We start from the raw sequence: 22,938 nt of genomic DNA on the forward strand, positions 1-22,938 counted from the left end.
TTATGCAGGGGAGTTCACCAAGCTCTGCGCCGCGTACACGAGGTAGTCCCACAGGCGCTTGTCCTGGTCCTCGGGCAGCTCCAGCGAGTCGACGGCGTCGCGCATGTGCTTGAGCCACGCGTCACGCTCGGCCTCGCCGATCACGAACGGCACGTGCCGCATCCGCAGCCGGGGGTGGCCGCGCTGCTGGCTGTAGGTGTTGGGGCCGCCCCAGTACTGGATCAGGAAGCCGCGCAGCCGGTCTTCGGCGCCCGTGAGGTCTTCCTCCGGGTAGAGCGGGCGCAGCAGCGGGTCGTCGGCCACCCCTTCGTAGAAACGGTGGACGAGACGCCGGAACGTCTCCTCACCCCCGACGGCCTCATAGAAGGAGATCTCAGTCACGTCTCCAGCCTATGCGTTGGGGACCATGGCGATGCCCGCGGAGTCGAGCGCCGCCTTCACCCGCACCCTCAGCTCACGCGCCACCGGAGCCTGCTGCGCGGGCAGCGTCTTGGCCGCCAGGCGGAAGACCAGCATGCTGTCGGAGAGCTGCTCCACGCCGAACACCTCCGGCGGCTCCACGATCTTCGACTCGCGGAACTCGGAGTCGGCCCAGATCTCCTCGGCCACCTGCTCCAGGATCAGCCGGACGGTGGTGATGTCGCTGTCATAGCCGACCGGGACGTCCATGTAGGCGCGCGACCAGCCCTGCGACTCGTTGCCGACGCGGGTGATGGTGCCGTTGCGCACGTACCAGACCCGGCCGTCGGCGTCGCGCAGCCGGGTCACGCGCAGGGTGACCGCCTCGACCGTGCCCACCGCGGCGCCCGCGTCGATCACGTCGCCGACCCCGTACTGGTCCTCCAGCAGCATGAACATGCCGGCGATGAAGTCCTTGACCAGCTCCTGGGCGCCGAAGCCGATGGCCACGCCGAGGATGCCGACGCTGGTGAGCAGCGGCGCGATGGGGATCGTCAGCCGGTCGAGCACGGTCAGCACCGTGGTGCCGAGGATCACGATGGTGGCGACGTGCTTGAGCACCGAGCCCATCGTCTCGGCGCGCTGCCTGCGGCGCTCGTGCAGCAGGGCGTCGATGCCCTCGGGCGCGGGGCCGCGCCGGAAGCGGCTGGCCAGCGAGCTGCGGGTGGCGGCGCGGTTGACGACCCTGGTGATCAGCCGGTGCGCGATGTTACGGATCACGAAGCCGATGATCAGGATCAGCGCGATCGTGATCGCGCTGGCCACGAACGGGGCCCAGGTCGCGTTCTGGAACCAGCCGACCAGGGCCTTGCAGAGGAACGTGTCCGCGTTGCAGATGTCCGCCATCTGGCTGCCTACCTTGTCCAAATCGGGCAGTCCGGTCGATTCCGGAGTCTTTGGCGGCGGGGACAGCACGAGCACGGAGGGGCCCTCCTAGGAAGCGGTTCGGTCGGCGGCATAGGGCCGATTCGCCCCAAAAGATACCGCCGACCGAACCGGCCGCCGTCACATCACGCCGGGGAAGACGGGGTCGCCGGGCACCTGGGCCGCGGAGGGCGGTGCCTGACGCTCCGATGACGGACGGCTCGGACGGGACGCGCACCCGGAAGCGCGTCCCGTTCCGTTTCCGGGGAGGGGGTCCCCGACGTCTCCCGGGACTGCCCGGGAGACGTGGTCTGGTTACTCTCTGTGATGGTCGGAGCCGACGGGGTGGCCAGAGGCCCCCGGAACCGGGGACCCTCCGCACCGGCCGCCCCGCCGGCTCCGTGGAGCCGCCGTGGGGACGGTGAACCGCGGTGGCTGCGCTCCACCGGGATCACCGCCCTGTCACTCCCCCACGGCGGCGAGCACGCGGGCGACCTTGGTCGCCGCGCCGGCCGGATCGTCGACGGTGTGCATCCGCTCCCCCCAGGACCAGCAGTACCACCAGTCCGGCAGGTCGGCGGCCTGCGCCGGCCGACAGGTGACGTTCTCGGTCAGGCTCGTCGCGTTCGGATTGATCACGCGGACGAAAACGCGTCCACTCTGTGTTCTGACCACTCGCGCGAGCAAGCCGCGGGCGTCGAGTTCGGACACCAGACGCTCCAAATGCCCGAAGTTGTCGTCCCCCACCTTTCGTCCCTCCCTGTGATTCCGGAACCGGTGCGCCAAAGATGACTCATGGCGGCGGGCGGCGCAACGCGGCCCTCTGCTCACAGGGAGTTGCCTTCTCACCCGGGGGATGTAAGAAACAGTCCGCGGTAGGACGATCCTTAACCGTAAGCTTCAGAAGAGCGTTTTCTTCCTGTCATCAATAGTCCATAGTCGTGGTTAGGCGGACTGCAACCTAGACGCTACTCAGAGTGACTAGGCTGTGAGCCGGTCAGGACTCAGCGTGAGAGGGGCCGGGATGTCCGGCAGACAGCACAGGGAAACGGAGCAGGCACGGCGGATCAGGGCCAAGGGCCTTGCCGTCGGGCGCACCGCTGCCCAGATCGCTGAAGAGATCTACGAGGCGTGCAGCGCCCAGTACGGCACGACCCGGGTCAAGGCTCAGCGGCTGGCGTGCGGCATCGCGCTGGCCGACGTCATCGAGCAGATCCGGGCGTTGTTCCAGCGTGACGACAAGGCGGCGCCGGGCATCGGCGAGACGCTGCTGTCGGCCTACGAGAGCGGGCTGAAACGCCCAGGCCCCGAATACCTGCACTACCTGTGCACCGTCTACCGGGTGGAGCCGGCCGCGCTCGGCTTCGACGGGCCGTGCATCTGCGGCCACAACCACCGGATGCCGGGCACGGTGGCCCTCGATCTGGAGGGGCGGCACGGCGCCGCGCTGGCGGTGCCGCCGGATCTGCCGAAGCCCTCGGCGCATCCGGACCGGATCTCCGACAGCGAGGAGGATGAGAACATCCTCCGGCGCACGCTTTTACAGCTTCTGTCCAGCGATCCGAGCGAGGCCAAGCTCGACGGGCCGGTGCTCGGCGCTTGTGAAGGCATCCGGCGGCGGATGGACTACACGCTCGTGTCGGCCACCGTCTCCCCGGCGATGCTCGACCAGTGGGAGGAGGCGACGCTCGCGTTCGGCCGGCAATACACGACCACGGCTCCGCTCCGGCTGCTGTGCGACGTGCTGCTGGAGCTGAGCGCCGTGCGCAACGCGATGTCGCGGCGGCAGCCGATCGACCTCCAGGAGCGCCTGTGCCGCATGGCCGCGCAGCTCGCCGGGCTGAGCGGCATGATCATGATAAACCTCGGTGACCAGCGGCTCGCCCGCTCGTTCTTCCGCACCGGGCGCACGGCCGCCGACGAGACCGGCGACCGCGCCCTGCGCGCCTGGGTGACCGCCCGCGAAGCGCTCGTCCCGCTCTATTACGGCGACGCCCGCGAAGCGCTCACGCTGGCCAAGAAGAGCCGCGACCTGGCCGGCCAGACGCCCTGCGTCGCCCAGGCGATGGCGCCGGTCGTCGAGGCCAGGGCGCTGGCCATGCTGTCGGGCACCGACAGCAAAAAGGAGGTCGTCGACCAGGCCAAGCGGGCGCTGGCCCGGGCCCGCAGCGCGTTCGCCCACATGAAGACCGACGACCAGGAGGACATGGCGTTCGGCTACACCGAGAAGCAGCTCTACTTCTACCAGGGCGACGTGCTCACCAAGCTCGGCCAGACCCTGGAGGCCGAGGTCGTCCTCGACCAGGCCCTCGACAAGTATCAGGACCACATCCTCGATCAGACGCTGATCAGGTTCGACCGGGCGCAGTGCCGCGTCATCGAGGGCGACCTCGACGACGCGATCAGGATCGGCCGGGAGGCGCTGCGGCTGCTCGGGCCCGAATACCGCACCGACTTCATCATGCGGCCGGCGATGGCGCTGGAGCAGGCGATCGTCGCCAAGAACCCCAACCATCCGGACCTGCCGGCCTTCAGGGAGGAGCTGCGGCAGCCCCGCCAGCTCCACAAGGAAGGGAGTGGCGGTGCATGAGTCTTCGGATACGCCGCTACCGCTGGTCTGACCTCGACACCATCCAGACCCTGCACAAGATCTGCCTCGCCGAGGTGGGCCTGACGCCGGGCGACGGTGTCTACTACGACGACGACTTCCCCCGCATCCAGGAGCTCTACCTGGCGTGCGGGGGCGACTTCCTGGTCGGCGAGGCCGACTCGCACGTGGTCGCCATGGGCGGCCTCAAGCCGGTCGACACGGAGACGGCCGAGGTGTGCCGGCTCCGTGTCCACCCGGCGCACCAGCGGCGCGGTTTCGGCGCCGCCATGCTGTCGGCGCTGGAGGCCCGGGCCGTCGAGCTCGGCTTCCGCTGCCTGCGCGGCGACACCACGCTCAACCAGGGGGCCGCTCTGGCCCTGTACGCCCGTCAGGGCTGGCGTGAGACCTCCCGCCGCCAGATCGGCCCGCTCACCGTCGTCTACGGTGAGAAGCGCCTCGTCCCGGCGACCGTCGAGCTGTAGCTCCGGTCCGCCCCTCCCGGACGCGCCACCTGCCTTGTTCCCCGCCTCTCCGGACGGTGCCGGAGGGGCGCGGCGATATGGAGGGGAATCGGCGTTTCGGCTGAGCCAGAGGATAAGGTTGCCCGGTCCTTCGAGTGAGGGTCTTCACTCCAGGTGGTAGAGGAACATCACCAGACGCTGCCTGTACTCCGGCGGCTTCACATCGTAGTGGCATGCTTCCTGGCATGGCAGTCGTGCCCGCTCCCCGCCCCCTTACGGGAGCCGTGCTTCTGTTGTTCGTCAGCGCCGCATGGGGGTCGGCGTTCCCGCTGATGAAGGATCTCATCGAGCGGTTACCGGTGGACGACCTGCTCGCCGAGCGCTACTCGCTGGCGGCCGTCACGCTGCTGCTCATCCGGCCCCGCTGCCTGCGCGGGCTGTCACGGGGGACGTGGGTCAACGGGATCGTCCTGGGGGTCATGTTCGGGGTCGGGCAGGCGGCGCAGGCCGTCGCGCTGGACAGTCTGTCGGCGTCCGTGTCGGGGTTCGCCGTCGGCTGCAACGTGGTGATCACGCCGCTGATGGCGCTGGCGCTGTTCCGGGTCCGGGTGCCGGTGCGGGTCTGGATCGGGGTGGGGCTCGCGCTGGCCGGGATGACCGTGTTCACGCTGCTGCGCAACTCGGAGGACCACCCTGTCGAGATGCTGGCGCTCGGCGTGACGCTCTCGGCCGCGGCGCTCTACTCGGGCCACACGCTGATGCTGGCGCGGCTGTCGAGGAAGGGCGAGGGCTTCAACGCCTACGCGCTGACCGTGATCCAGCTCGGCTCCATCGGGGCGCTGACGGGCGTGCTGGCGGTGCGCGACGGGGTCTCGCTGCCGGCGTCCGTGCCCGACTGGGCGGTGCTCGCGCACCTGTCGGTCATCTCCTGCGCGCTGGGCTTCCTGGCTCGCTCGTACGGCCAGGCGCACGTGCCGGCGGTGCCCAGTGCGGTGCTGATGTCGTCGCAGCCGTTCTGGGTGGCGGCGATCGCCGTGATCTGGTTCGACGAGGCGCTCGGCTGGAGCATGGTGGTGGGCGGCGGGCTGATGGCGGTCTCGATGCTGCTCGCGGTGCCGTCGTCCGGCGCGGTCGACGAGACCGACGCCGAGCGCCGCCGCCTGCTCGTGGTGTCGCGGCGGGCCTCGCGGGTGCTGGGCGAGCTCAAGGTCAGGCGCGGCGACCCGCTGAACCTGTCGGGCGAGATCGCCCCCGTGCTCGTCAAGCGCTCGTGCGCGAGCATCGGGCAATGTCCGCGGACCGAGCATTCGCTCAAGGGCGTGCGTGAGCCGAGCCTGGAGCGGCTGATCGAACGCGCGACTTTGATCGTGCGTTCCAAGAATCTTTCGCCTCCCGGCTGCTGCCAATCGGTGACCTTGCTGGGCCGATGCCTGTGCGAGCTGATGGCGGAATCTGAAGAAAGGGGATCTTCTCAGCCTTTGCCCGGCTGGTTTCGTCCCCAATAGGCACAAATCACCACAAAACTAAGAGCACAACTGGCTATTATGCCCTCACTTATTCATCGTTAATCTTGATAATCGGTGGAGTGTCCGAATAATAGAATTACCCCCAGTGGAGAGGTGCACCATGAAACGCATCGCCGTCCGCAAGCCCGGTACCGCGCGGTTGGGTGGGACCTCCAGCGTCATTCACAAGGGGTGATCGAGGAAAGGTCCCACCTCGAGGTCGTGGGCGGTCCGTCCGCCCGCACGCGAGAGGCGCGGCCGCTGATGCCGATGATCGACGGGCATGGGCGGCCGCGCGGTCCTTACACCGTGGGAGCAGCGCTGCTGGCCCACCTGGTCCCGGCCGTTTTGGAACGGTCCGCCGACCTGGTGGCCCGCCACGACATCGAGATCCGCGCCGTCGCGCCCGAGCTGCGGCACCTGGTGCCCGCCCGGCGGGTGACCGTCGACGCGGACCTGCCCGAGGACGAGCGCATCCTGGTGCCCGCCCCCCGCCGCACGCTCCGGCTGGCCAACGGGATCGCCGAGTTCGTCCGTACGGCCGTGCCGCCCGGCCACGACCTGGCCGTCTGCAACGGCGACCAGGCCGACCCCACCGACGTCGAGCTGATCGGCGTGCTGATGCGCCGCGTGCCGCCCGCCACGCTGGCCATCACCCTCTACTCCGGCGGCCCCGAACCGCCTCCCGACACCCGTGACGCCGCCGAGCTCTGGACCCTCGTGGACCGGTGCGTACACGAAGGGTTCCTGCACGCGGTGGCCGAGCTCGCCGGGCGCGGGCTGACGCTGAGCGAGCCGGGCGGCGAGCAGTGGTGGCGGTTCGCGCAGCGGGCCGCGACGGCGCTCGGCGGGCTCGGGCGGCGGGGGGAGGCGCGGGAGCTGTGGGAGCAGGCCCGCCGCGCCAGCCGCGACCCCGCCGTGCACGCCGCGAGCGCGTACGGCCTGGCCATGCTGGACGCCCGCGACCCCGACCCCGAGCGGCGCGACCTGGGCCGGGCCCGGGGCTGGATCAACGAGGCGATCGCCATCTCGACGCTGCTGCCCGACCCGGCGCAGCGGGCGTTCAAGCTCGGCTTCGACCGTAACGGGCTGGCGCTGATCGAGTTCAGGCAGGGGCGGCCCGACCGGGCGCTGGCGCTGGTCGAGTCGGCCATCGAGCTGGCCCGCGAGCTGGGGGAGCGGCATCCGGTGCACCGCATGGTGCTGCTGGCCAACCGGGCGCAGCTGCTGGCGGCGACGGGCCGGGCCAAGGAGGCGCTGGAGGACTACGCCGCCGCGATCGCGATCGACCCGATGTTCCCCGACCACTACCTGGACCGCGGGAACCTGCTGGCCAGGCTGGGCCGCGACGCCGAGGCGCTGGCCGACTACGAGACGGCGCTGCGGGTGGGGCCGCCGCTGCCGGAGGCGCACTACAACCGGGCGGAGCTGCGCATCGCCGCAGGTGACGTGGAGGGGGCGCTGGCCGACCTGGGCCGGGTCGTCGAGCTCGACCCGTCCTTCGTGGACGCCTACGTCAACCGCGCCGGGCTGCTGGCCGCGCTCGAACGCGACGACGAGGCCAGGGCCGACGTCACGGCCGGGCTGGCGCTGAAGCCGGACAGCCCGCACCTGCTCACGGTGCTCGGCCAGCTCGAGACGGCCGCCGGGCGGCTGCCGGAGGCCAGGCGGGCGCTCGACGCGGCCATCGGCCTGGCCCCCGGGCTGGCCGCCGCGTGGGGCAACCGGGGCGTGCTCCGCTACGAGGCGGGCGACCTCGCGGGCGCGGTCGCGGACCTGACCCAGGCGATCACGCTGGAGCCGCAGCCCGACCTGTACGCCAACCGCGCCGTCGCGCTGCGGGCGCTGGGCCGCACGGCCGAGGCCGAGGCGGACGACGAGCGCGCCTCCCGGTGACATCATGGCCGCATGGCAGGACGAACCGGGCGATCCGCAGGGGTGTACGCGGCACTCGGGCTTCTCTGGTGGGCCACGATCCGGCTCGCCCGGAGGGGGATGTCCTGCGGCGACTGGCCGTGCCTGGCTCCCAGCGTCGCCGCGCTCGTCCTCATCACCGCGGCGTTCCTGGCGGGAGCCGCCTGGGTGCTGGGCCGCGTGGGGGTCGCGCACGGCCGCCGGGTGGCGGTGCGGGCCGCCTGGATGCTCGCGGTGCTCCGGCTCGCCGGAGAGGCGCTGCCGTCGTGGACCGCCTCCTGGCCGCAGGCCGCCACCGCGGCGGCGGCGTTCGCGGTCGCGGGCGGCGCCGCCGGGTTCGCCACCACGCCCGGCCTGGCCGCCCGGTGGCGGCGGCTGACCGCGCTCGGGGTGCTGGCGCTGGTGCCGCTCGCCCTGATGGCGATCTGGCTCCGCGCGCCACTCTGAATGCCGCCGGAATCCGGTTACGGTGGGCGGGTGGGCTTCAACGCGCTGCTACGTGATCTGCAACGAGGAGCCGGCGCCCAGGCGGCCGGCATCAGCCGGGGCCACGGCGGCCCGCCCGCGCGCACCGTCGCCGTCAGGTCGGGGCCGCACCGGCTGCGCTGCGCCTCGCTGCTCAAGCCGCTGTACGCCTGGGTGACGGCCGGGCGCATCCCCGACGCCGAGCGCTGGCGCCGCCACGCCGAGCCTGCCGTGGTGATCTCGTCCAACGCCGACACCCGCAGCCTGTGGCTCGCCGTCGGGCCGCTGGTCATCCTCGACGACATCTACCAGCGCACCGGCGTCGCCTGGTCGATGCACAACGGCGACCCGTCACGGTTCGGCTCCGTCGAGGTGGCCGCCGAGGAGGTCGCCACCGCCTACGCCGCGCTCGCCCAGGCGGCGCTGGCCGGCGACCCGGTCGCCGGCGACGTGCTGGAGTGGATGCGCCGGGTGGAGGGCTCGCAGGCGTTCGGCGCGCGTGAGGTGCTGGAGGCGCCGGAGGCCGGGGTCAAGTGCGGCTGGTTCGGCGAGCCGGACGAGACGTGCCTGCGCACCCACGCGGTCGCCGTGCTGCCCAGCGGCGGCACCCGGGCCACGGTCGTGGTCGCGCTCACCGCCCAGCCCTACACCGACGCGCACGAGCGCGAGACCTACCACGCCAGGGCGGCCGACGGGCAGCCGGTCGAGGGCGAGCACGAGCGGATAGCGGGGCCGCTGCTGCGCGCCCTGATGGCCGAGACGCTGGCCGAGCTGGGCTACCGCGACACGCCCTGACCCAGCTCGGCGACCACCGCGGCCAGCGTGGGCGGGTCGACCCGCTCGGGCAGCTCCCGGGCCCACAGGTGGCCGAGATAGGCCTCGCGCTCCTCCGGGGTGAGATCGCGCGGCTCGACCGGCGGCCGGGCGGCGTCGAAGCGCGCCAGGAAGAACGCCTCGGTCTTGACGTAGCGCACGCCCAGCCAGGTGAAGTCGCGCTCGACCGCGACGTGCCGGTCCAGCACGGCCGAGCCCGGCAGCCCGGTCTCCTCGGTCAGCTCCCGCCTGGCCGCCTCCAGCGGCGTCTCGCCCGGGTCGAGCCCGCCGCCCGGCGGCTCCCACACGTCCTGGCCGCTGACCTTGTCGTACCAGTGCATGAGCAGCACCCGGCCGTCGCGGTCGAGGCAGACGACCCGGGCGGCGGGGCGGTCGCTGGTGAGCTCCATCCGGTCAGCGTTTCATGGCTCCGTCCGCTATGGCATCGGCGGCCTCGCTGATCGCGATGCCGACGATCTCCAGGCGGCGGACGAGCTCGCGCTCCTTCATCGCCTCGGCCGTCAGCTCGCCGGAGAAGATGCGCGAGATCTCGTACTGGTACATGCGCCGGATCGCGCTGCCCGTCTTCTTGGCCTCCAGCGCGTCCTGCACCACGGCCGACGGGCTGGAGACCAGGTCGCGCACCGCGTTCTCCAGCGCGTCGATGCCGACGATGACCTGGTCGAGCAGGGGCGTGAAGCGGATCTGGTCCTTCACCTGGTACAGGTGCGACTCGCGGACGAAGTCGCGCAGCGAGTCGAGCACGTCGTCGATCGAGCGCGACAGCCGGAACAGGTCCTCCCGGTCGATGGGCGTGACCAGGGCCGACTTGAGCTCCTCGACCAGGCGGCGGCGCTCCTCGTCGCCCAGGTGCTCGATCGAGCGCATCTGCTCGTGCGCGCCCGTCCTGCCCACCTCGCCGCCGATCATCGCCATGGCCAGCCAGGCGCCCTCCTTGGTCGCCGCCAGCTGACCCAGCAGCGCTTCGGACAGCGCGCTGTCCATCCGCCCGGCCAGCAGGTCCCGGATCCGGCGCAGCCGCCTCACCCCGCAACTCCCTTCCCCGCGTACGCCGCCAGTGCCGCGAGCGCCGCGCTGGCCGGCAGCGTCAGCAGCCACGCGGTCACGATCTTGACGGCGGCATACCAGCGGACCCGGCCGCCGCCGTGGTTGACTCCGGCGCCGATCAGCCCGCCGGCGATGGCCTGGGTCATGCTCACCGGCATGCCGAGGGCCGAGCAGCCCAGCACCGCGGCCCCGGCCGACAGCTCCGCCGACACCCCGTGCAGCGGGCGGAAGGCGATGATCTCCCGGCTGAGCGTGCGGCCCGCCTTGGGCAGGCCGTACAGGGCTCCGAGGCCGAACAGGACGGCCACCAGCGACGTGTACGGCAGCGGCGCGCCGGAGAAGCCGAGCGCGATCATGAAGACGGCGAGCATCTTCTGCCCGTCGTTGGCCGCGTACGCGACGGTCTGGAGCAGGAAGCCGGCCCGGTGCCAGTTCCACAGGCCGCGCGCGGTCGTGAGCTTGAGCAGGAGCACGGTCGTCGCCCAGGCCAGCAGCCCGCCGACGACGGGGGCGGCCAGGCCGAAGGCGAGCACGAGCGCGACGGAACCGCCCGAGACCGGCAGCCCCCAGCCGAGCCCGGCCCCGGCGAGGCCGCCGACGACGGCCAGCGTGAGGCTGGTCGGCCTGCCCTTGGCGCTGAGCACGAGCACCACGGTCAGCGCGCTGAGCACGGCGATGATGGTGGCGATCCGGCCGCCGGGGCCGTCGAAGGTGGCCAGTCGCGTCACGAACGTCAGCGCCACCTGGTGCGTGACGAGCGGGACGAGCGCGACGAGCACGACGAGCGTGAGGATGCCCGTGACGGGCCGGACCGTGGGCAGCTTGAGGCCGGTGGCCAGCAGCGCCCCGCCGTCGTTCATCCCGGTCACGACGGCGAACAGGCCCGCGATCGCGACCAGCACCACCGCGTCGAGCGGCACACACACCCCCTGGCAAGAAACGTCCGTAATGTCCTAATACCTACCCAAGATCGGGTGGATCAGCGCACCCGCCCGGCCGGTAGGCTCTGACCACCATGAACGCTGCCGAATACGTCCTCACGCTGTCCTGCCCGGACCGCCCCGGGGTGGTGGCCGCCGTCGCCGGCCTTCTGGCGCGGCACGGCTGCAACATCACCGAGAGCCAGCAGTTCGGCGACCGGGAGCAGGCGCGCTTCTTCATGCGCGTGCAGTTCACCGCCACGCTGCCCGGCGACGAGGTGCGCGCCGCGTTCGCCGCGCTGGCGCCGGAGTTCGGCATGCAGATCCAGCTCCGCGACACGGCCACCAGGCCGCGCGTGCTCATCATGGTCAGCAAGTTCGACCACTGTCTCAACGACCTGCTCTACCGGGTGCGCTCCGGCAGCCTCGACGTCGAGATCGCCGCCGTCGTCTCCAACCACCCCGACCTGCGCCCGCTCACCCAGTCGCACGGCATCGACTACCACCACCTGCCCGTCACCCCCGACACCAAGCCCAGGCAGGAGGCCGAGGTGCTGGCGCTGGTCGAGCACTACCGGATCGACCTGGTCGTGCTGGCCCGCTACATGCAGGTGCTGTCGGAGGACCTGTGCGCCAAGCTCGCCGGGCGGGCGATCAACATCCACCACTCGTTCCTGCCGTCGTTCAAGGGCGCCAGGCCCTACCACCAGGCCCACGGGCGCGGCGTCAAGCTCATCGGCGCCACCGCCCACTACGTCACCTCCGACCTCGACGAGGGGCCGATCATCGAGCAGGAGGTGGCCAGGGTCAACCACAGCCACTCGCCCGAGGACCTGGCCGCCATCGGCCGCGACGTCGAGTGCACGGCCCTGGCCAGAGCCGTGAAATGGCACGCCGAGCAGCGGGTTCTTCTTGACGGACACAAGACCGTCGTCTTCCCCCGCTGACGTTAACCGGCCGCCGGAGGGGGCACGGCGACGGCATGCCAGAACAACCGAATTCCACGCCGCCGGCCCAGGACCAGCCCTACCCCGGACACACCGGGCAGATGGCGCCCGAGCCGCGCGACGAGATGCGCGGCTACACCGGCCGCGGCCTGCTCGACGGCAAGCGCGCGCTGGTGACCGGGGGCGACTCCGGCATCGGCCGGGCGGTCTGCGTCGCCTTCGCCAAGGAGGGCGCCGACGTGGCCATCGCCTACCTGAGCGAGCACGAGGACGCCAACCACACCAGGAAGCTCGTCGAGGAGGCCGGGCGGCGCTGCGTGCTGATCCCCGGCGACCTCGCCGACCGCGACAACTGCCTGCAAGCCGTCGAACGGGCCGTCTCCGAGCTCGGCGGCCTGGACATCGTCGTCAACAACGTCGCCTACCAGGCCCCGGTCGACTCGCTCGACGAGCTGACCGACGAGCAGTGGGAGCACACGTTCGCCGTCAACATCCACAGCTACTACCGGGTGACCAAGGCCGCCCTGCCGCACCTGCGCGAGGGCGCCGCCATCATCAACACCTCCTCCATCAACGGGCTGCGCGGCAACAAGACGCTCATCGACTACGCCGCCACGAAGGGAGCGATCAACGCCTTCACCTACTCGATGGCCCAGAACCTGGTCGAACGCGGCATCCGGGTCAACGCCGTGGCTCCCGGCCCGGTCTGGACCCCGCTCATCCCCGCCACGTTCCCGCCGGAGAAGGTCGACGAGTTCGGCAAGCAGGTGCCGATGAAACGGGCGGCCGACCCCGACGAGATCGCGCCCTCGTACGTCTTCTTCGCCGCCGAACGGCTCTCCTCGTACTACACCGGCGAGATCCTGGCGCCGATCGGAGGGGAGACGCTGCCCGGCTGATGAGAGTTTTCTCATCAGAGCCTCAGACTCGTCTCCTCGGAAGACGGCATGCTCGGTGCCATGAAACGTCGAGCACCCCTGGTCATGATCGTGGCCGGCGTGGTCCTGGCCGGGTTCATGGTGTACGGGTTCACGCTGGCCGCGGGCAGCGGGCCGGAGCTGGGCGGTCCCGTCGTCGTGTCACGCAGCGCCGGCTCGGAGGGCGCCGCCACCCCGGAGCGGACCGCGCCGGAGCCGGCCCCGGAAACCACGCCGGAAAGCACGCCAAAGGCCACGCCGGAGGCCACCCCGGAGGCCACGCCGGAGGGGACCCCCGCCGGAACGCCCGAGCCGGCGGCCTCGCCGTCCAAGCGCAAGACCAAGGCCGAACCGGTCAGACCGCCGTCACCCAGGCCAGGGGGCGACGACGATGACGATGACGACGGCGGCGATGACGACGACTGATCAGGCTCCGGCATGCGCGTGACCGCCAGGGGCCGGATCGTGGGCTGGATGCTCGCGGTCGTCGGCCTGGCCCTGTTCGTCTCCATCTTCGCCACTTGGACCATCCTGCTCAACCGGCTCGACGGCCGGATGGAGTCCGAGCTCAGCAACGAGGCCGAGAAGCTGCGCCGCTACGCCGTCACCGCGCTCGACCCGCAGACCGGGCGGCCGGTCGACGACGTGGCCAAGCTGATGTCCGGCTACCTCGCCTACAACCCGCCCGACCGATGGGAGACGTTCTTCAGCATCGTCGACGGCGCCCCCGACAAGGTCAGCGGCGTCACCCCGCCCGCCCCGCTCGACAATGACGCCGCGCTCGTCGCCAAGCTGGCCACCGCGACGGAGCCGGTCGACGGCAGGTGGGAGAGCGCCGCGGGCGCCGTCTGGTACGCGGTCATCCCCGTCACCGTGGCCGGCGACCCGCGCCAGGGCCACTTCGTCATCGCGCTCTTCTACGACCAGCACCGCGACGACACCATGGACGCCATCCGGGTGCTGTCGCTGACCGCGCTGGGCGCGCTCGCGCTGGCCGGCACCGCCGGCTGGTTCGTCGCCGGCCGGGTGCTCGCCCCCGTCCGGCTGGTGCGCCAGACCGCCGAGCAGATCAGCGACTCCTCCGACCTGACCCGGCGGCTCGACGTGCCCGGCAACGACGACGTGGCCGCGCTCGCCGCGACCTTCAACCACATGCTCGACCGGCTGGAGCAGGCGTTCGCCGTGCAGCGCCACTTCGTCGACGACGCCGGGCACGAGCTGCGCACCCCGATCACCGTCATCCGCGGCCACCTGGAGCTCATGGGCGACGACCCGGCCGACCGGGCCGAGACGCTCGCCCTGGTCACCGACGAGCTCGACCGCATGAACCGCATGGTCGACGACCTGCTCACGCTCGCCAAGGCCGAACAGCCCGGCTTCCTCGACATCGACGAGGTCGAGCTGGCCGACCTCACCGTGAGCGTCGTCGCCAAGGCCCGCGCGCTCGGCGAGCGGCGCTGGCGCGTCGACGAGGTGGCCGAGGCCCGCATGCCCGCCGACCGGCAGCGGCTCACCCAGGCCCTGATGCAGCTCGTCGCCAACGCCGTCCGCCACACCGGCGACGGCGACCTCATCGCCGTCGGCTCGGCCGTCCGCGGCTCCTCGGTGGAGCTGTGGGTACGCGACAGCGGGCCCGGCGTGCCGCCGGCCGACCGCGAGCGCATCTTCCGCCGGTTCATGCGCGGCTCCGGCCGCACCGGCGGGCACGACGGCGCCGGGCTCGGCCTGGCCATCGTCACCACCATCGCCGAGGCGCACGGAGGCACCGTCGAAGTGGTGGACGCCCCCGGCGGCGGGGCGTGTTTCGTCATGACCATTCCGCTCCGGGAGATGCTGTGAACCGCATTCTGATCGCCGAGGACGAGGCCAGGATCGCCTCCTTCCTGGAGAAGGGGCTGCGCGGCAACGGTTTCGTCACCGCCGTCGTCGAGGACGGCGTAGCGGCCTACGACGTCGCCAGCAGCGGCGCGTTCGACCTGCTCATCCTCGACATCGGGCTGCCGCTCAGCGACGGGTTCACCGTGCTGCGGCGGCTGCGCGAGGCCAAGGTCGCCATCCCCGTCATCATCCTGACCGCCCGCGACAGCGTCACCGACACCGTCGCCGGGCTGGAGGGCGGGGCCGACGACTACATCGCCAAGCCGTTCGCGTTCGAGGAGCTGCTGGCGCGGGTCCGGCTGCGGCTGCGCGCCGACCGGGCGCCCGAGGTGACCGTGCTGCGCGTCTCCGACCTGGCGCTCGACCTGCGGACCCGGCGGGCGTACGTGGGGGAGCGGTCGGTGGACCTGTCCACGCGCGAGTTCGCGCTCGCGGAGGTGTTCTGCCGCCACCCCGACCAGGTGCTGACGCGCGAGCAGCTGCTGAGCCACGTGTGGGGGTTCGACTTCGACCCCGGCTCGAACGTGGTCGACGTGTACGTGCGCTACCTGCGGCGCAAGATCGGCGCCGACCGGATCGAGACCGTCCGGGGCACCGGCTACCGGCTGCGGGCTTCGTGACAGGTCTCTCATGTGGTGCTCACGGTGGGCCAACCGGCGCGCCGGAAGGTGGAGACGTCCACAGGAACGGCTCCACAGGAGGCACCGATGGTACTGGCACTACGGCGGCTGATGCTCGCCATCGCGATCGTGTCCGGGCTGGGCATCGCGGGCATGTCGCTCGCCGCTCCCCACGCGCTCGCCACGAGCACCGCGTACGTCGCCGCTGACGACGACGGCGCTGACGACGACGATGACGACGACCGGCCGCGCGGCGGGGTCGAGACCGGGCAGGGCGGCACGGCGGCCGTCGAGGGCGACGCCACCTGGTCGATCGACCAGCAGCCCGTGTCCGCGCAGAGCGCCGACGGCTCCGACGTCATGACCGTCGTGCTGGCCCTGGGCGGCATCAGCCTCCTGCTGGGCGGCGCGTACCTGGCGTCCCGGAAGCTGGGCGGGAGCTGAGGTGGCGGCGCGAGGGACGCGGGCCGCACTCGCCGCGGGCGTCATCGCCGTGACGGCCGCCGCCTCGCCGGCCGGTGCGGCGGGCACGACACTCTCACAGGCCGCTCCGGTGGCCGCCGTGGCCGACGCGGCGAACCCGGTCCGGTTACGCATCCCGGCCATCGGCGTCACCACCCCGGTCGTCCCGCTGCGGCTCGACGCCAAGGGCCGGCTGATGGCGCCCGAGCGGTTCGACCGGGCGGGCTGGCACCGGGCCGGGCCCGAGCCGGGGGAGAAGGGCGTGGCCGTGATCGCCGGCCACGTCGACTCCCGCACCGGCCCCGCCGTCTTCTACCGGCTGCGCGAGCTCAGGCGGGGCGCGCGCGTGCACGTCGACCGGGCCGACGGCACCACGGTGACGTTCACGGTCACCGTCCAGGCCCGCTACCCGAAGAACCGCATCCCCGACGCGAAGGTGTACGGACCGGGCAAGGGCGCCGAGCTCCGCCTGATCACCTGCGGCGGCGCGTTCGACCGCGAGCGCCGCAGCTACCGCGACAACGTGATCGTCTTCGCGTCCTAGACATCCGCCGTGCCGCCGGGGGCAGCCCCCCGGCGGCACGCGCATGAGAACACCCTCACCATCGCCTCACTGACGCTTCACCGCCGCTCGCCAGGCTGTTCACCGACAGCTCAGAAAGACGGAGGCACACCTTGCGGGCGACCACGATTCTCGGGTTCGCGATGGACCTGGCGGCGATCATCACGCTCGCCTACGGCCTGTACTTCCGCCGGCATCACCGGCGCGACCTGCTGTTCGCCTACGTGGCGCTGAACGTCGGCATCTTCGCCGTGGTGTCCCTGCTGCTCGTGCAGCGGGTGGACCTGGCGGTCGGGTTCGGCCTGTTCGGCGTGCTGGCGATCATCCGGCTCCGCTCGGACGAGATCACCCAGGAGGAGATCGCCTACTACTTCGTGGCGATCGCGCTCGGCCTGGTGAACGCCATCGCCGCGACCTGGCCGCTGACCGCGCTCTTCCTGGACGTGGTGCTGCTGACCGTCATGTACGTGGCCGACCACCCCAGGCTGCTGGGCCGCACCCGCCACCAGGTGGTGACGCTGGACGTCGTGCACTCCGACCCGGCCCTGCTCCGCGCCGACCTGGAGAGCCGGCTCGGCGCCCAGGTGCTGCAGTGCTCCGTCACCCAGGTGGACTACGTGAGGGACGTGTCCGTGGTCGACGTGCGCTACCAGGTGCCGCAGCCGCGCGAGACGAAGGCGGGGGCGTGGCGATGACGGACGCGGGGATCGTGCTCGCCGGGGTGGCCGCGGGGCTGCCGCCGGTCACGCTGGAGGAGGTCCTGGCGACCTCCCGGCTGATGTCCCGGGTGGACCGCAAGTATCTGGTGAGCGCCGCCACGATGGCCCGGCTCGCGGCCGAGCTCGGCGACCGGTTCGCGGTGCTGCGGATCGGCGGGCGGCGCCAGTTCCGCTATACCTCGACCTATTTCGACACCCCCGACCTGCTCACCTACCGCCAGCACCGGCAGGACCGCCGTCTCCGCTACAAGATCCGTACGCGCACGTACCTGGACGGCGGCGGCCGGTGGCTGGAGGTCAAGCTCAAGGGCGCCTCGGGCAGCACCGACAAGCACCGCATCCCGTACGACTCGGGCCCGTCCGACGCGCTCACCCAGGAGGCGCTCGACTACGTCGCCGACACGCTGGCGGGCGGGCTGCGGCTGGCCAGGCCGGAGTCGCTCGGGCCGGTGCTGTCCACCGACTACCGCCGGGTGACGCTGGTCGACCGCTCCGGCTCGGCCCGGCTCACCTGCGACACCGGCCTGGTCTGCGGCGACGGGCGGCGCGCCCTGGCCACCCGGCACGACCGGGTGCTGCTGGAGTCGAAGTCGGCGGGCGGCGACGCGGCGGCCGACCGCATCCTGCGTCGCCTGGGCGTGCGGCCGGTCAGCGTCAGCAAGTACTGCCTGGGCGTGGCGGCGCTGCACGGAGTCACCGCCAACCCGTGGCACCCGGTGCTGCGCCACTACTTCCCCAGGGAGCCCGCCCGTCAGGGACGGTAGCGGGCCTGGGCGTCCCGGCTACAGGCGCAGGTGCTTGGCCAGGAACGTGAGCGTGTCGGCCGACAGGTCGACGCTGCGGCTGATCGAGCGGGCGCCGTGGCCCACCTCGGTCTCGTTGCGCAGCAGGATCGGCCGGTCACCCGTGGACGCGTGCTGCAACGCCGCGCACATCTTCCACGCGTGAAGGGGATGCACACGCGTGTCGGACTGGAAGACCGTGAACAGCGTCGCCGGATAGTTCACCGACTCCACGACGTGATGGTAGGGCGAGTAGGCCAGCAGCCAGCGGAACTGCTCGGGGTCCTCGGCGGACCCGTACTCCACGTTCCACGTCGCGCCGAGGCCGAAGCGCTCGTACCGCACCATGTCGAGCAGCGGCGCCGAGCAGACGGCCGCCGCGTACAGCTCAGGACGCTGCGTCAGCGCGGCCCCCACCAGCAGGCCGCCGTTGGAGCCCCCCGAGATGCCGAGCCGGTCGGCCGTGGTCACCCCGGTCGCGATCAGGTGCTCGGCCGCCGCGTGGAAGTCGTCGAACACGTTCTGCTTGTTGCCGAGCATGCCCGCCCGGTGCCAGTCCTCGCCCTCCTCGCCGCCGCCGCGCAACTGGGCGATGGCGTAGACGCCGCCCGCCTCCACCCAGGCCAGGATCGAAGCCGAGTAACCAGGCGTCATCGACAGCCCGAAGCCGCCGTAGCCGTACAGGATGGTCGGGCGCGGACCCGAGCCGGACACCGGTGAGATCACCAGCATGCGCACGTCGGTGCCGTCCTGCGACCGGTAGACCACCTGCTCGGTGCGCACCGGCGGCACCTCGACCGCGCCCGGCGAGGCCGCCCACAGCGTCGTCTCGCCCGTGCGGGCGTCGTAGCGCTGGATCGACGGCGGCGTGGTGTTGTCGGTGTAGCCGAACCACGCCTCGTGGCCGCCCTCCGGCCGCTCGGCCAGGCCGCCGATCGTGCCCAGGCCCGGCGTCGGCACCTCGCCCAGCCGCTCGCCCGTCTCCAGGTCGTGCACGGTGATCTCGCTGATCGCGTGGCGCGTCCAGCTCACCAGCATGACCGGGCGCTCCAGGTCGTCGAGGATCGCGAAGTCCGCCAGCACCGCCTCCGGGTCCTGCGGGATCAGGTCACGCCAGCCCTCGAACCCCGGCTCGGCCGGGTCGGCGACGCACACCCGGGCACGCGGCGCGTCACGGTCGGTGTGCACGTACAGCCGGCCGTCGCGGCCGAACACCAGCCCCGTCTGCGCGTCGACGCCCTCCTGGACCACGCGCAGCTCCGGCCGCTCCGGCGGCGAGAGCGTCAGGTCGGCCACCCACAGGTCGTTGCGCGGCGCCGTGCCCTCGCTGGCCGACACCTGCAGCCAGCGGCCGTCACGCGACACCGAGACGCCGTAGTAGTTGGTCATCTTCATGCCGTCGCCGAAGATCAGCACGTCGTCCTCGGTGGACGTGCCCACCCGGTGCAGGTAGACGCGCCGGTGGAACTGCCGCTCGTTCTCCGGCACCTCCGTGGCGGGCAGCCGGCGCACGTAGTAGTAGGCCTCGCCGCCCGGCAGCCACGCCACCGGCGAATAGCGGCACCGGTCGATCGGCCCCTCGACGCGCTCGCCCGTCGCCACGTCCAGCACGTACAGGACCGACTCCTCGGTGCCGCCCACCGAGATCTGGTAGGCCAGCAGGCGGCCCTCCTTGTCGGGCTGCACCGTGTCGAGCGTCGTCAGCCCCGTCGGGTCCAGCGCCATCGGGTCGACCAGCGCCCGCTCCGCGCCGTCGCCGTCGGCCACGTAGTAGACGGCGTGCTCCTGGTCCGGCGTGCGGCGGCTGAAGAAGCGCCGCTCGCCCCGCCACGCCGGCGTGCCCACCGACCCCGAGCGCAGCAGCTCCCCGATGCGCTCCTTGAACCGCTGCGGCTCCGCCTCCCGCTTGAACAGCTCAGCCTGCGCGAGCAGCCATCTCTCCGTCTCCGGGCTGTCCGGATCCTCCAGCCAGCGGTACGGGTCGGGCACCGGCGTGCCGTGGACCAGATCGACGGTCTCCTCGCGGGGGGCGGCTGGATAGGGCTCTCGCGTCATGCTCGAACCCTACGGCAACGGCGAACGCTCCGGGGATGGCGTAAAGCCCAGGTGATGCGGGCATAAAACGTACCGTGCGTCCCTCTGGTCATTCCGGCTGGAGGTTAAGGGGTGGCGGGGACCACGCGGGAAACGCCAGACTGCTGACAGGACGGTGCCGTGGTGTCCATCCGCTGGACCGTCCGGCGGAGGTCCACGTGACGGTAACGTCCAAGCCCCAGGAGGGGCGAATAGCCGGGACATGCCACGGCATGTCTCCTCTGGTTCGCGCGCAGCGGGGAGAGGCCCGATGATGCGCCAGGTTCTGCTGCTGAACGCCACCTACGAGCCCCTGACCACGCTCTCGCTGCACCGCGCCATCGTGCTCGTGCTGCGGGAGAAGGCCGACGTCGTGCACCGCGACGGCCGCGGCGCCGTGCTGCGCTCCGCGACCTGCACGCTCGACGTGCCCTCGGTGATCAGGCTCAGACGATACGTCCGCATCCCCTACCGGTCCCGGATCCCGCTGACCAGGGCCGCCCTCATGCGGCGCGACGACTACCGCTGCGCCTACTGCGGGCAGCGGGCCGAGACCATCGACCACGTCATCCCCAGGTCCAGGGGAGGACCCCACTCGTGGGAGAACTGCGTCGCCTCGTGCTCGCAGTGCAACCACCGCAAGGCCGACAAGTTCCTGGAGGAGCTGGGGTGGACGCTCCGCGTCGCCCCGGCGGTGCCACGGGGCGCCCACTGGAGGCTCATCGGCGCCTCGCTCGTCGGCGACCCCCAATGGGCGCCCTACCTGGAAGCGGCGGCATGAGCCCCCGGCGTGCCCTCGCCCCGCCCTGACGGCCTGCACTGACCGGCCTGCACTGACCGGCCTGCACTGACCGGCCTGCACTGACCGGCCTGCCCTGACGGCTTGCCTTGCGCCCTGGCACCATGCACGCATGTGGACCATCACGACCGACGTCGAGGCCTACGCCCGCGAGGCCGAGCCGTTCCTGCTGACCGACCCGGTCGGCAACACGGTGCTCCTCACCGTGCTCGCCGACCTGAGGCAGGGCATGCCCGCCGACGGCGCCCGCTTCGGCTGGTGGACCGACGGCGGGCAGGTGCGGGGTGCGGCCTTCCGCACCCCGCCCCGGCCCGTCTGCCTCGGCCTCATGCCCGCCGAAGCCGTCCCCCCGCTGGTCGAGGCGCTCGGCGGCGACATCCCCGAAGTCGTCGGCCCCCTCGAACTCACCCGGGCCGTCGCCCGCGCCCTCGGCCGCACCGGCGACGTGCTCGCCGAACGCCTCTACCGGCTCGGCGCCCTCACCACCCCCGGCGTGCCCGGCGCCGGCCGCCTCGCCACCGGCGCCGACCTGCCCGTCCTCATCGCCTGGACCCAGGCGTTCTTCGCCGAGGTGCGCCTCAACGCCGGCGAGGACCTCGTCACCCACACCGCCCGGCGGCTCGCCGCCCGCGAGCTGTTCCTCTGGGAGGACGACGGCGCCCCCGTCTCGCTCGCCGCGCTCTCACCCGCCGCCGGCGGCGTCTGCCGCATCGGCCCCGTCTACACCCCGCCGTCCCGGCGCAGACGTGGGTACGGCGCCGCCGTCACCGCCTTCGCCAGCCGCACCGGCCTCGCCGAACGCTGCGACCAGGTCGTCCTGTTCACCGACCTGGCCAACCCCACCAGCAACGCGATCTACCGCTCGATCGGCTTCGAACCCGTCTCCGACTACGCCCAGGTGACCTTCCAGGCTTAACCTGGTGGCATGCCGCGATACGACTACCGCTGCCGCGCCTGCGGCTCCACGTTCGAGCTGTCCCGCCCCATGTCGGCCGCCGACGACCCGGCCACCTGCCCCGACGGCCACGCCGACACGGTCAAGCTGCTGTCCACCGTCGCCATGACCGGCTCCGCCGCCACCCCCCGCCCCACCGGCGGAGGCGGCGGCTGCTGCGGAGGCGGCTGCTGCGGGTAGCCCCCACGGTCACAGCGCCGACGCCGTGACCGCCCCCACGGCCAGCTCGGCGACATGCTCCACCGTCGCCACCCCCGTCTCCATCGTGGGGCTGCGCTCCGACAGCACGGCCACCAGCACCTCGTGCCCGTGCACCACGAGCCGCCCCACGCTGTTGACCGTCCACAGGCCGTCGTGTGCGTCGGCGGGCAGCCAGCCGTTCTTCAACGCCACCCGCTTGCCCGCCGCGCTCACCCCCCACGCCTGCGACGGCTCCACCGACGACATCAGCCCCAGCGCGTACCGCCGGTTCGCCGCCGACACCGGCCCCGCCGGATCGGTCAGCCGCTCCAGCACCCGCACCTGATCCGACGCCCGGCTCAACGTCGCCCCCCAGTACAGGCCCGCCCCCGGCGTCGTGTGCCGCACTCCCTGCGCGTGCAGCATCCGGGCCAGGCCCCGCCGCCCGCCGATCGTCAGATACAGCTCGTGCGCGCAGTCGTTGTCGCTGTAGCGGATCATGCGCGAGGCCAGCGTCCGCTCGTACGCGTCGAGCCCGCGACGCTCACGCTGCCGCCGCAGCAGCAACGCCAGCAGGATGTCCACCTTCGCCACGCTGGCCAGCATGAACGGCTCCCGGTCCCGGAACGCGTACCGCACGTTCGCCGTCCGGTCGAACACCGCCACCGCCACCCGGCCCGGCCGGCCCGCCACGTACCGGCCCAGCGCCCGATCCAGCCGCTCCCGTTCCCGCGCCGGCAACGCCCCCTCGGCCACCGCCACCCGGGGGACCTGCTGGGCCACCACCCCCTGCGCGACGGCACGCGGCGCCCCGGCCCGCCCCTCGGCGCAACCGGACACGACGACCAGCAGGACGCCTATCAGCGAGATCCCCCGAGCGCGCATGCACGCGAGCCTGCCACCCCCGATGCCAACCCCCGGGGTCCCCAACGGTCAAGCCACCCCCACGTTTCCCCCCACCGGGCCCCTCCCTCGACGGGCCCAC

Annotated in this window: 26 protein-coding genes; 18 read left to right on the forward strand and 8 right to left on the reverse strand. The window is 72.1% G+C overall.

What is annotated here, in order from left to right; genetic code table 11:
• The 3 genes from ACBI99_RS35885 to ACBI99_RS35895 all read right to left on the reverse strand — a co-directional run bounded on the left by ACBI99_RS35885 (window position 1) and on the right by ACBI99_RS35895 (window position 2,034).
• Complete coding sequence (locus ACBI99_RS35885) at window positions 1-381, reverse strand: globin (protein WP_308125712.1); 381 nt, start codon at window positions 379-381, stop codon at window positions 1-3.
• Window positions 382-390: 9 nt separating this feature from the next.
• Window positions 391-1,305 carry a mechanosensitive ion channel family protein gene (locus ACBI99_RS35890; RefSeq protein WP_219503983.1) on the reverse strand — a complete coding sequence of 305 codons (915 nt, stop codon included), beginning with the start codon at window positions 1,303-1,305 and terminating at the stop codon, window positions 391-393.
• A gap of 480 nt (window positions 1,306-1,785) precedes the next feature.
• Window positions 1,786-2,034, reverse strand: coding sequence for a hypothetical protein (locus ACBI99_RS35895; protein WP_308125713.1), 249 nt, complete (start codon window positions 2,032-2,034; stop codon window positions 1,786-1,788).
• A 313-nt stretch (window positions 2,035-2,347) separates the two neighbouring features.
• On the opposite strand from ACBI99_RS35895, the gene ACBI99_RS35900 reads away from it, so the two are divergent.
• The 6 genes from ACBI99_RS35900 to ACBI99_RS35925 all read left to right on the forward strand — a co-directional run bounded on the left by ACBI99_RS35900 (window position 2,348) and on the right by ACBI99_RS35925 (window position 9,053).
• Window positions 2,348-3,913: an XRE family transcriptional regulator gene (locus tag ACBI99_RS35900; RefSeq protein WP_219503991.1), complete on the forward strand. Its 1,566-nt coding sequence runs from the start codon at window positions 2,348-2,350 to the stop codon at window positions 3,911-3,913.
• Complete coding sequence (locus ACBI99_RS35905) at window positions 3,910-4,395, forward strand: GNAT family N-acetyltransferase (RefSeq protein WP_357590138.1); 486 nt, start codon at window positions 3,910-3,912, stop codon at window positions 4,393-4,395. Before ACBI99_RS35900 ends, ACBI99_RS35905 begins: the two co-directional genes overlap by 4 nt.
• A gap of 263 nt (window positions 4,396-4,658) precedes the next feature.
• Window positions 4,659-5,879 (forward strand): DMT family transporter, encoded by a 1,221-nt coding sequence (locus ACBI99_RS35910; protein WP_219503997.1) that lies wholly within the window; start codon window positions 4,659-4,661, stop codon window positions 5,877-5,879.
• Window positions 5,880-6,188: 309 nt separating this feature from the next.
• Complete coding sequence (locus ACBI99_RS35915) at window positions 6,189-7,775, forward strand: tetratricopeptide repeat protein (RefSeq protein WP_375074496.1); 1,587 nt, start codon at window positions 6,189-6,191, stop codon at window positions 7,773-7,775.
• A 12-nt stretch (window positions 7,776-7,787) separates the two neighbouring features.
• Window positions 7,788-8,240: a hypothetical protein gene (locus ACBI99_RS35920; protein WP_219504000.1), complete on the forward strand. Its 453-nt coding sequence runs from the start codon at window positions 7,788-7,790 to the stop codon at window positions 8,238-8,240.
• A 30-nt stretch (window positions 8,241-8,270) separates the two neighbouring features.
• Window positions 8,271-9,053 carry a hypothetical protein gene (locus tag ACBI99_RS35925; protein WP_219504003.1) on the forward strand — a complete coding sequence of 261 codons (783 nt, stop codon included), beginning with the start codon at window positions 8,271-8,273 and terminating at the stop codon, window positions 9,051-9,053.
• Here the strand turns inward: ACBI99_RS35925 and ACBI99_RS35930 are convergent.
• Genes ACBI99_RS35930 through ACBI99_RS35940 form a run of 3 tightly spaced genes read right to left on the reverse strand, consistent with a single transcriptional unit; the run spans window position 9,035 to window position 11,059 of the window.
• Window positions 9,035-9,481, reverse strand: coding sequence for an NUDIX domain-containing protein (locus ACBI99_RS35930; protein ID WP_357590142.1), 447 nt, complete (start codon window positions 9,479-9,481; stop codon window positions 9,035-9,037). The genes ACBI99_RS35925 and ACBI99_RS35930 overlap by 19 nt on opposite strands.
• 4 nt (window positions 9,482-9,485) lie before the next feature.
• Entirely contained in the window at window positions 9,486-10,118 is a 633-nt protein-coding gene (locus ACBI99_RS35935; protein ID WP_219504010.1) for a DUF47 domain-containing protein, read from the reverse strand.
• A complete protein-coding gene (locus ACBI99_RS35940) occupies window positions 10,115-11,059 on the reverse strand; it encodes an inorganic phosphate transporter (RefSeq protein ID WP_375074497.1) in 945 nt (314 codons plus the stop codon). The genes ACBI99_RS35935 and ACBI99_RS35940 overlap by 4 nt, the downstream gene beginning before the upstream one ends.
• Before the next feature lie 95 nt (window positions 11,060-11,154).
• Here ACBI99_RS35940 and purU point away from each other — a divergent pair, with 95 nt between their 5' ends.
• The 9 genes from purU to ACBI99_RS35985 all read left to right on the forward strand — a co-directional run bounded on the left by purU (window position 11,155) and on the right by ACBI99_RS35985 (window position 17,928).
• The gene (gene purU, locus ACBI99_RS35945) at window positions 11,155-12,006 is read left to right on the forward strand and encodes a formyltetrahydrofolate deformylase (protein ID WP_357590144.1); all 852 of its coding nucleotides are present in this window, start codon (window positions 11,155-11,157) and stop codon (window positions 12,004-12,006) included.
• Between the two features lie 35 nt (window positions 12,007-12,041).
• On the forward strand, window positions 12,042-12,905 hold the full coding sequence (locus tag ACBI99_RS35950; RefSeq protein WP_219504016.1) for an SDR family oxidoreductase: 864 nt from the start codon (window positions 12,042-12,044) through the stop codon (window positions 12,903-12,905).
• A 60-nt stretch (window positions 12,906-12,965) separates the two neighbouring features.
• On the forward strand, window positions 12,966-13,349 hold the full coding sequence (locus ACBI99_RS35955; RefSeq protein WP_357590146.1) for a hypothetical protein: 384 nt from the start codon (window positions 12,966-12,968) through the stop codon (window positions 13,347-13,349).
• Between the two features lie 12 nt (window positions 13,350-13,361).
• On the forward strand, window positions 13,362-14,762 hold the full coding sequence (locus ACBI99_RS35960; protein ID WP_219504021.1) for a HAMP domain-containing sensor histidine kinase: 1,401 nt from the start codon (window positions 13,362-13,364) through the stop codon (window positions 14,760-14,762).
• The gene (locus ACBI99_RS35965; protein WP_219504024.1) at window positions 14,759-15,421 is read left to right on the forward strand and encodes a response regulator transcription factor; all 663 of its coding nucleotides are present in this window, start codon (window positions 14,759-14,761) and stop codon (window positions 15,419-15,421) included. Before ACBI99_RS35960 ends, ACBI99_RS35965 begins: the two co-directional genes overlap by 4 nt.
• Before the next feature lie 87 nt (window positions 15,422-15,508).
• A complete protein-coding gene (locus tag ACBI99_RS35970) occupies window positions 15,509-15,865 on the forward strand; it encodes a hypothetical protein (protein ID WP_375074498.1) in 357 nt (118 codons plus the stop codon).
• Between the two features lies 1 nt (window position 15,866).
• Entirely contained in the window at window positions 15,867-16,427 is a 561-nt protein-coding gene (locus tag ACBI99_RS35975; protein WP_375074499.1) for a class F sortase, read from the forward strand.
• A gap of 161 nt (window positions 16,428-16,588) precedes the next feature.
• Window positions 16,589-17,140, forward strand: a complete 552-nt coding sequence (locus tag ACBI99_RS35980) for a DUF4956 domain-containing protein (protein ID WP_219504108.1) — start codon at window positions 16,589-16,591, stop codon at window positions 17,138-17,140.
• Window positions 17,137-17,928 carry a polyphosphate polymerase domain-containing protein gene (locus ACBI99_RS35985; protein ID WP_375074519.1) on the forward strand — a complete coding sequence of 264 codons (792 nt, stop codon included), beginning with the start codon at window positions 17,137-17,139 and terminating at the stop codon, window positions 17,926-17,928. Before ACBI99_RS35980 ends, ACBI99_RS35985 begins: the two co-directional genes overlap by 4 nt.
• Window positions 17,929-17,946: 18 nt before the next feature.
• Here the strand turns inward: ACBI99_RS35985 and ACBI99_RS35990 are convergent, their stop codons facing one another.
• Window positions 17,947-20,001 (reverse strand): prolyl oligopeptidase family serine peptidase, encoded by a 2,055-nt coding sequence (locus ACBI99_RS35990; protein WP_357590151.1) that lies wholly within the window; start codon window positions 19,999-20,001, stop codon window positions 17,947-17,949.
• Window positions 20,002-20,293: 292 nt separating this feature from the next.
• Here ACBI99_RS35990 and ACBI99_RS35995 point away from each other — a divergent pair, with 292 nt between their 5' ends.
• The 3 genes from ACBI99_RS35995 (at window position 20,294) to ACBI99_RS36005 (ending at window position 21,953) form a co-directional block, all read left to right on the forward strand.
• Window positions 20,294-20,800, forward strand: a complete 507-nt coding sequence (locus tag ACBI99_RS35995; protein ID WP_219504114.1) for an HNH endonuclease — start codon at window positions 20,294-20,296, stop codon at window positions 20,798-20,800.
• A gap of 130 nt (window positions 20,801-20,930) precedes the next feature.
• A complete protein-coding gene (locus ACBI99_RS36000; RefSeq protein ID WP_357590153.1) occupies window positions 20,931-21,734 on the forward strand; it encodes a GNAT family N-acetyltransferase in 804 nt (267 codons plus the stop codon).
• A gap of 9 nt (window positions 21,735-21,743) precedes the next feature.
• Window positions 21,744-21,953, forward strand: a complete 210-nt coding sequence (locus ACBI99_RS36005) for a zinc ribbon domain-containing protein (protein ID WP_219504038.1) — start codon at window positions 21,744-21,746, stop codon at window positions 21,951-21,953.
• A 9-nt stretch (window positions 21,954-21,962) separates the two neighbouring features.
• On the opposite strand, the gene ACBI99_RS36010 is transcribed toward ACBI99_RS36005, so the two are convergent.
• The gene (locus ACBI99_RS36010; RefSeq protein ID WP_375074500.1) at window positions 21,963-22,838 is read right to left on the reverse strand and encodes a serine hydrolase; all 876 of its coding nucleotides are present in this window, start codon (window positions 22,836-22,838) and stop codon (window positions 21,963-21,965) included.
• Window positions 22,839-22,938 lie beyond the last annotated feature (100 nt).

This window comes from Nonomuraea sp. ATR24 (assembly GCF_041950485.1).
GTDB lineage: Bacteria > Actinomycetota > Actinomycetes > Streptosporangiales > Streptosporangiaceae > Nonomuraea > Nonomuraea ceibae.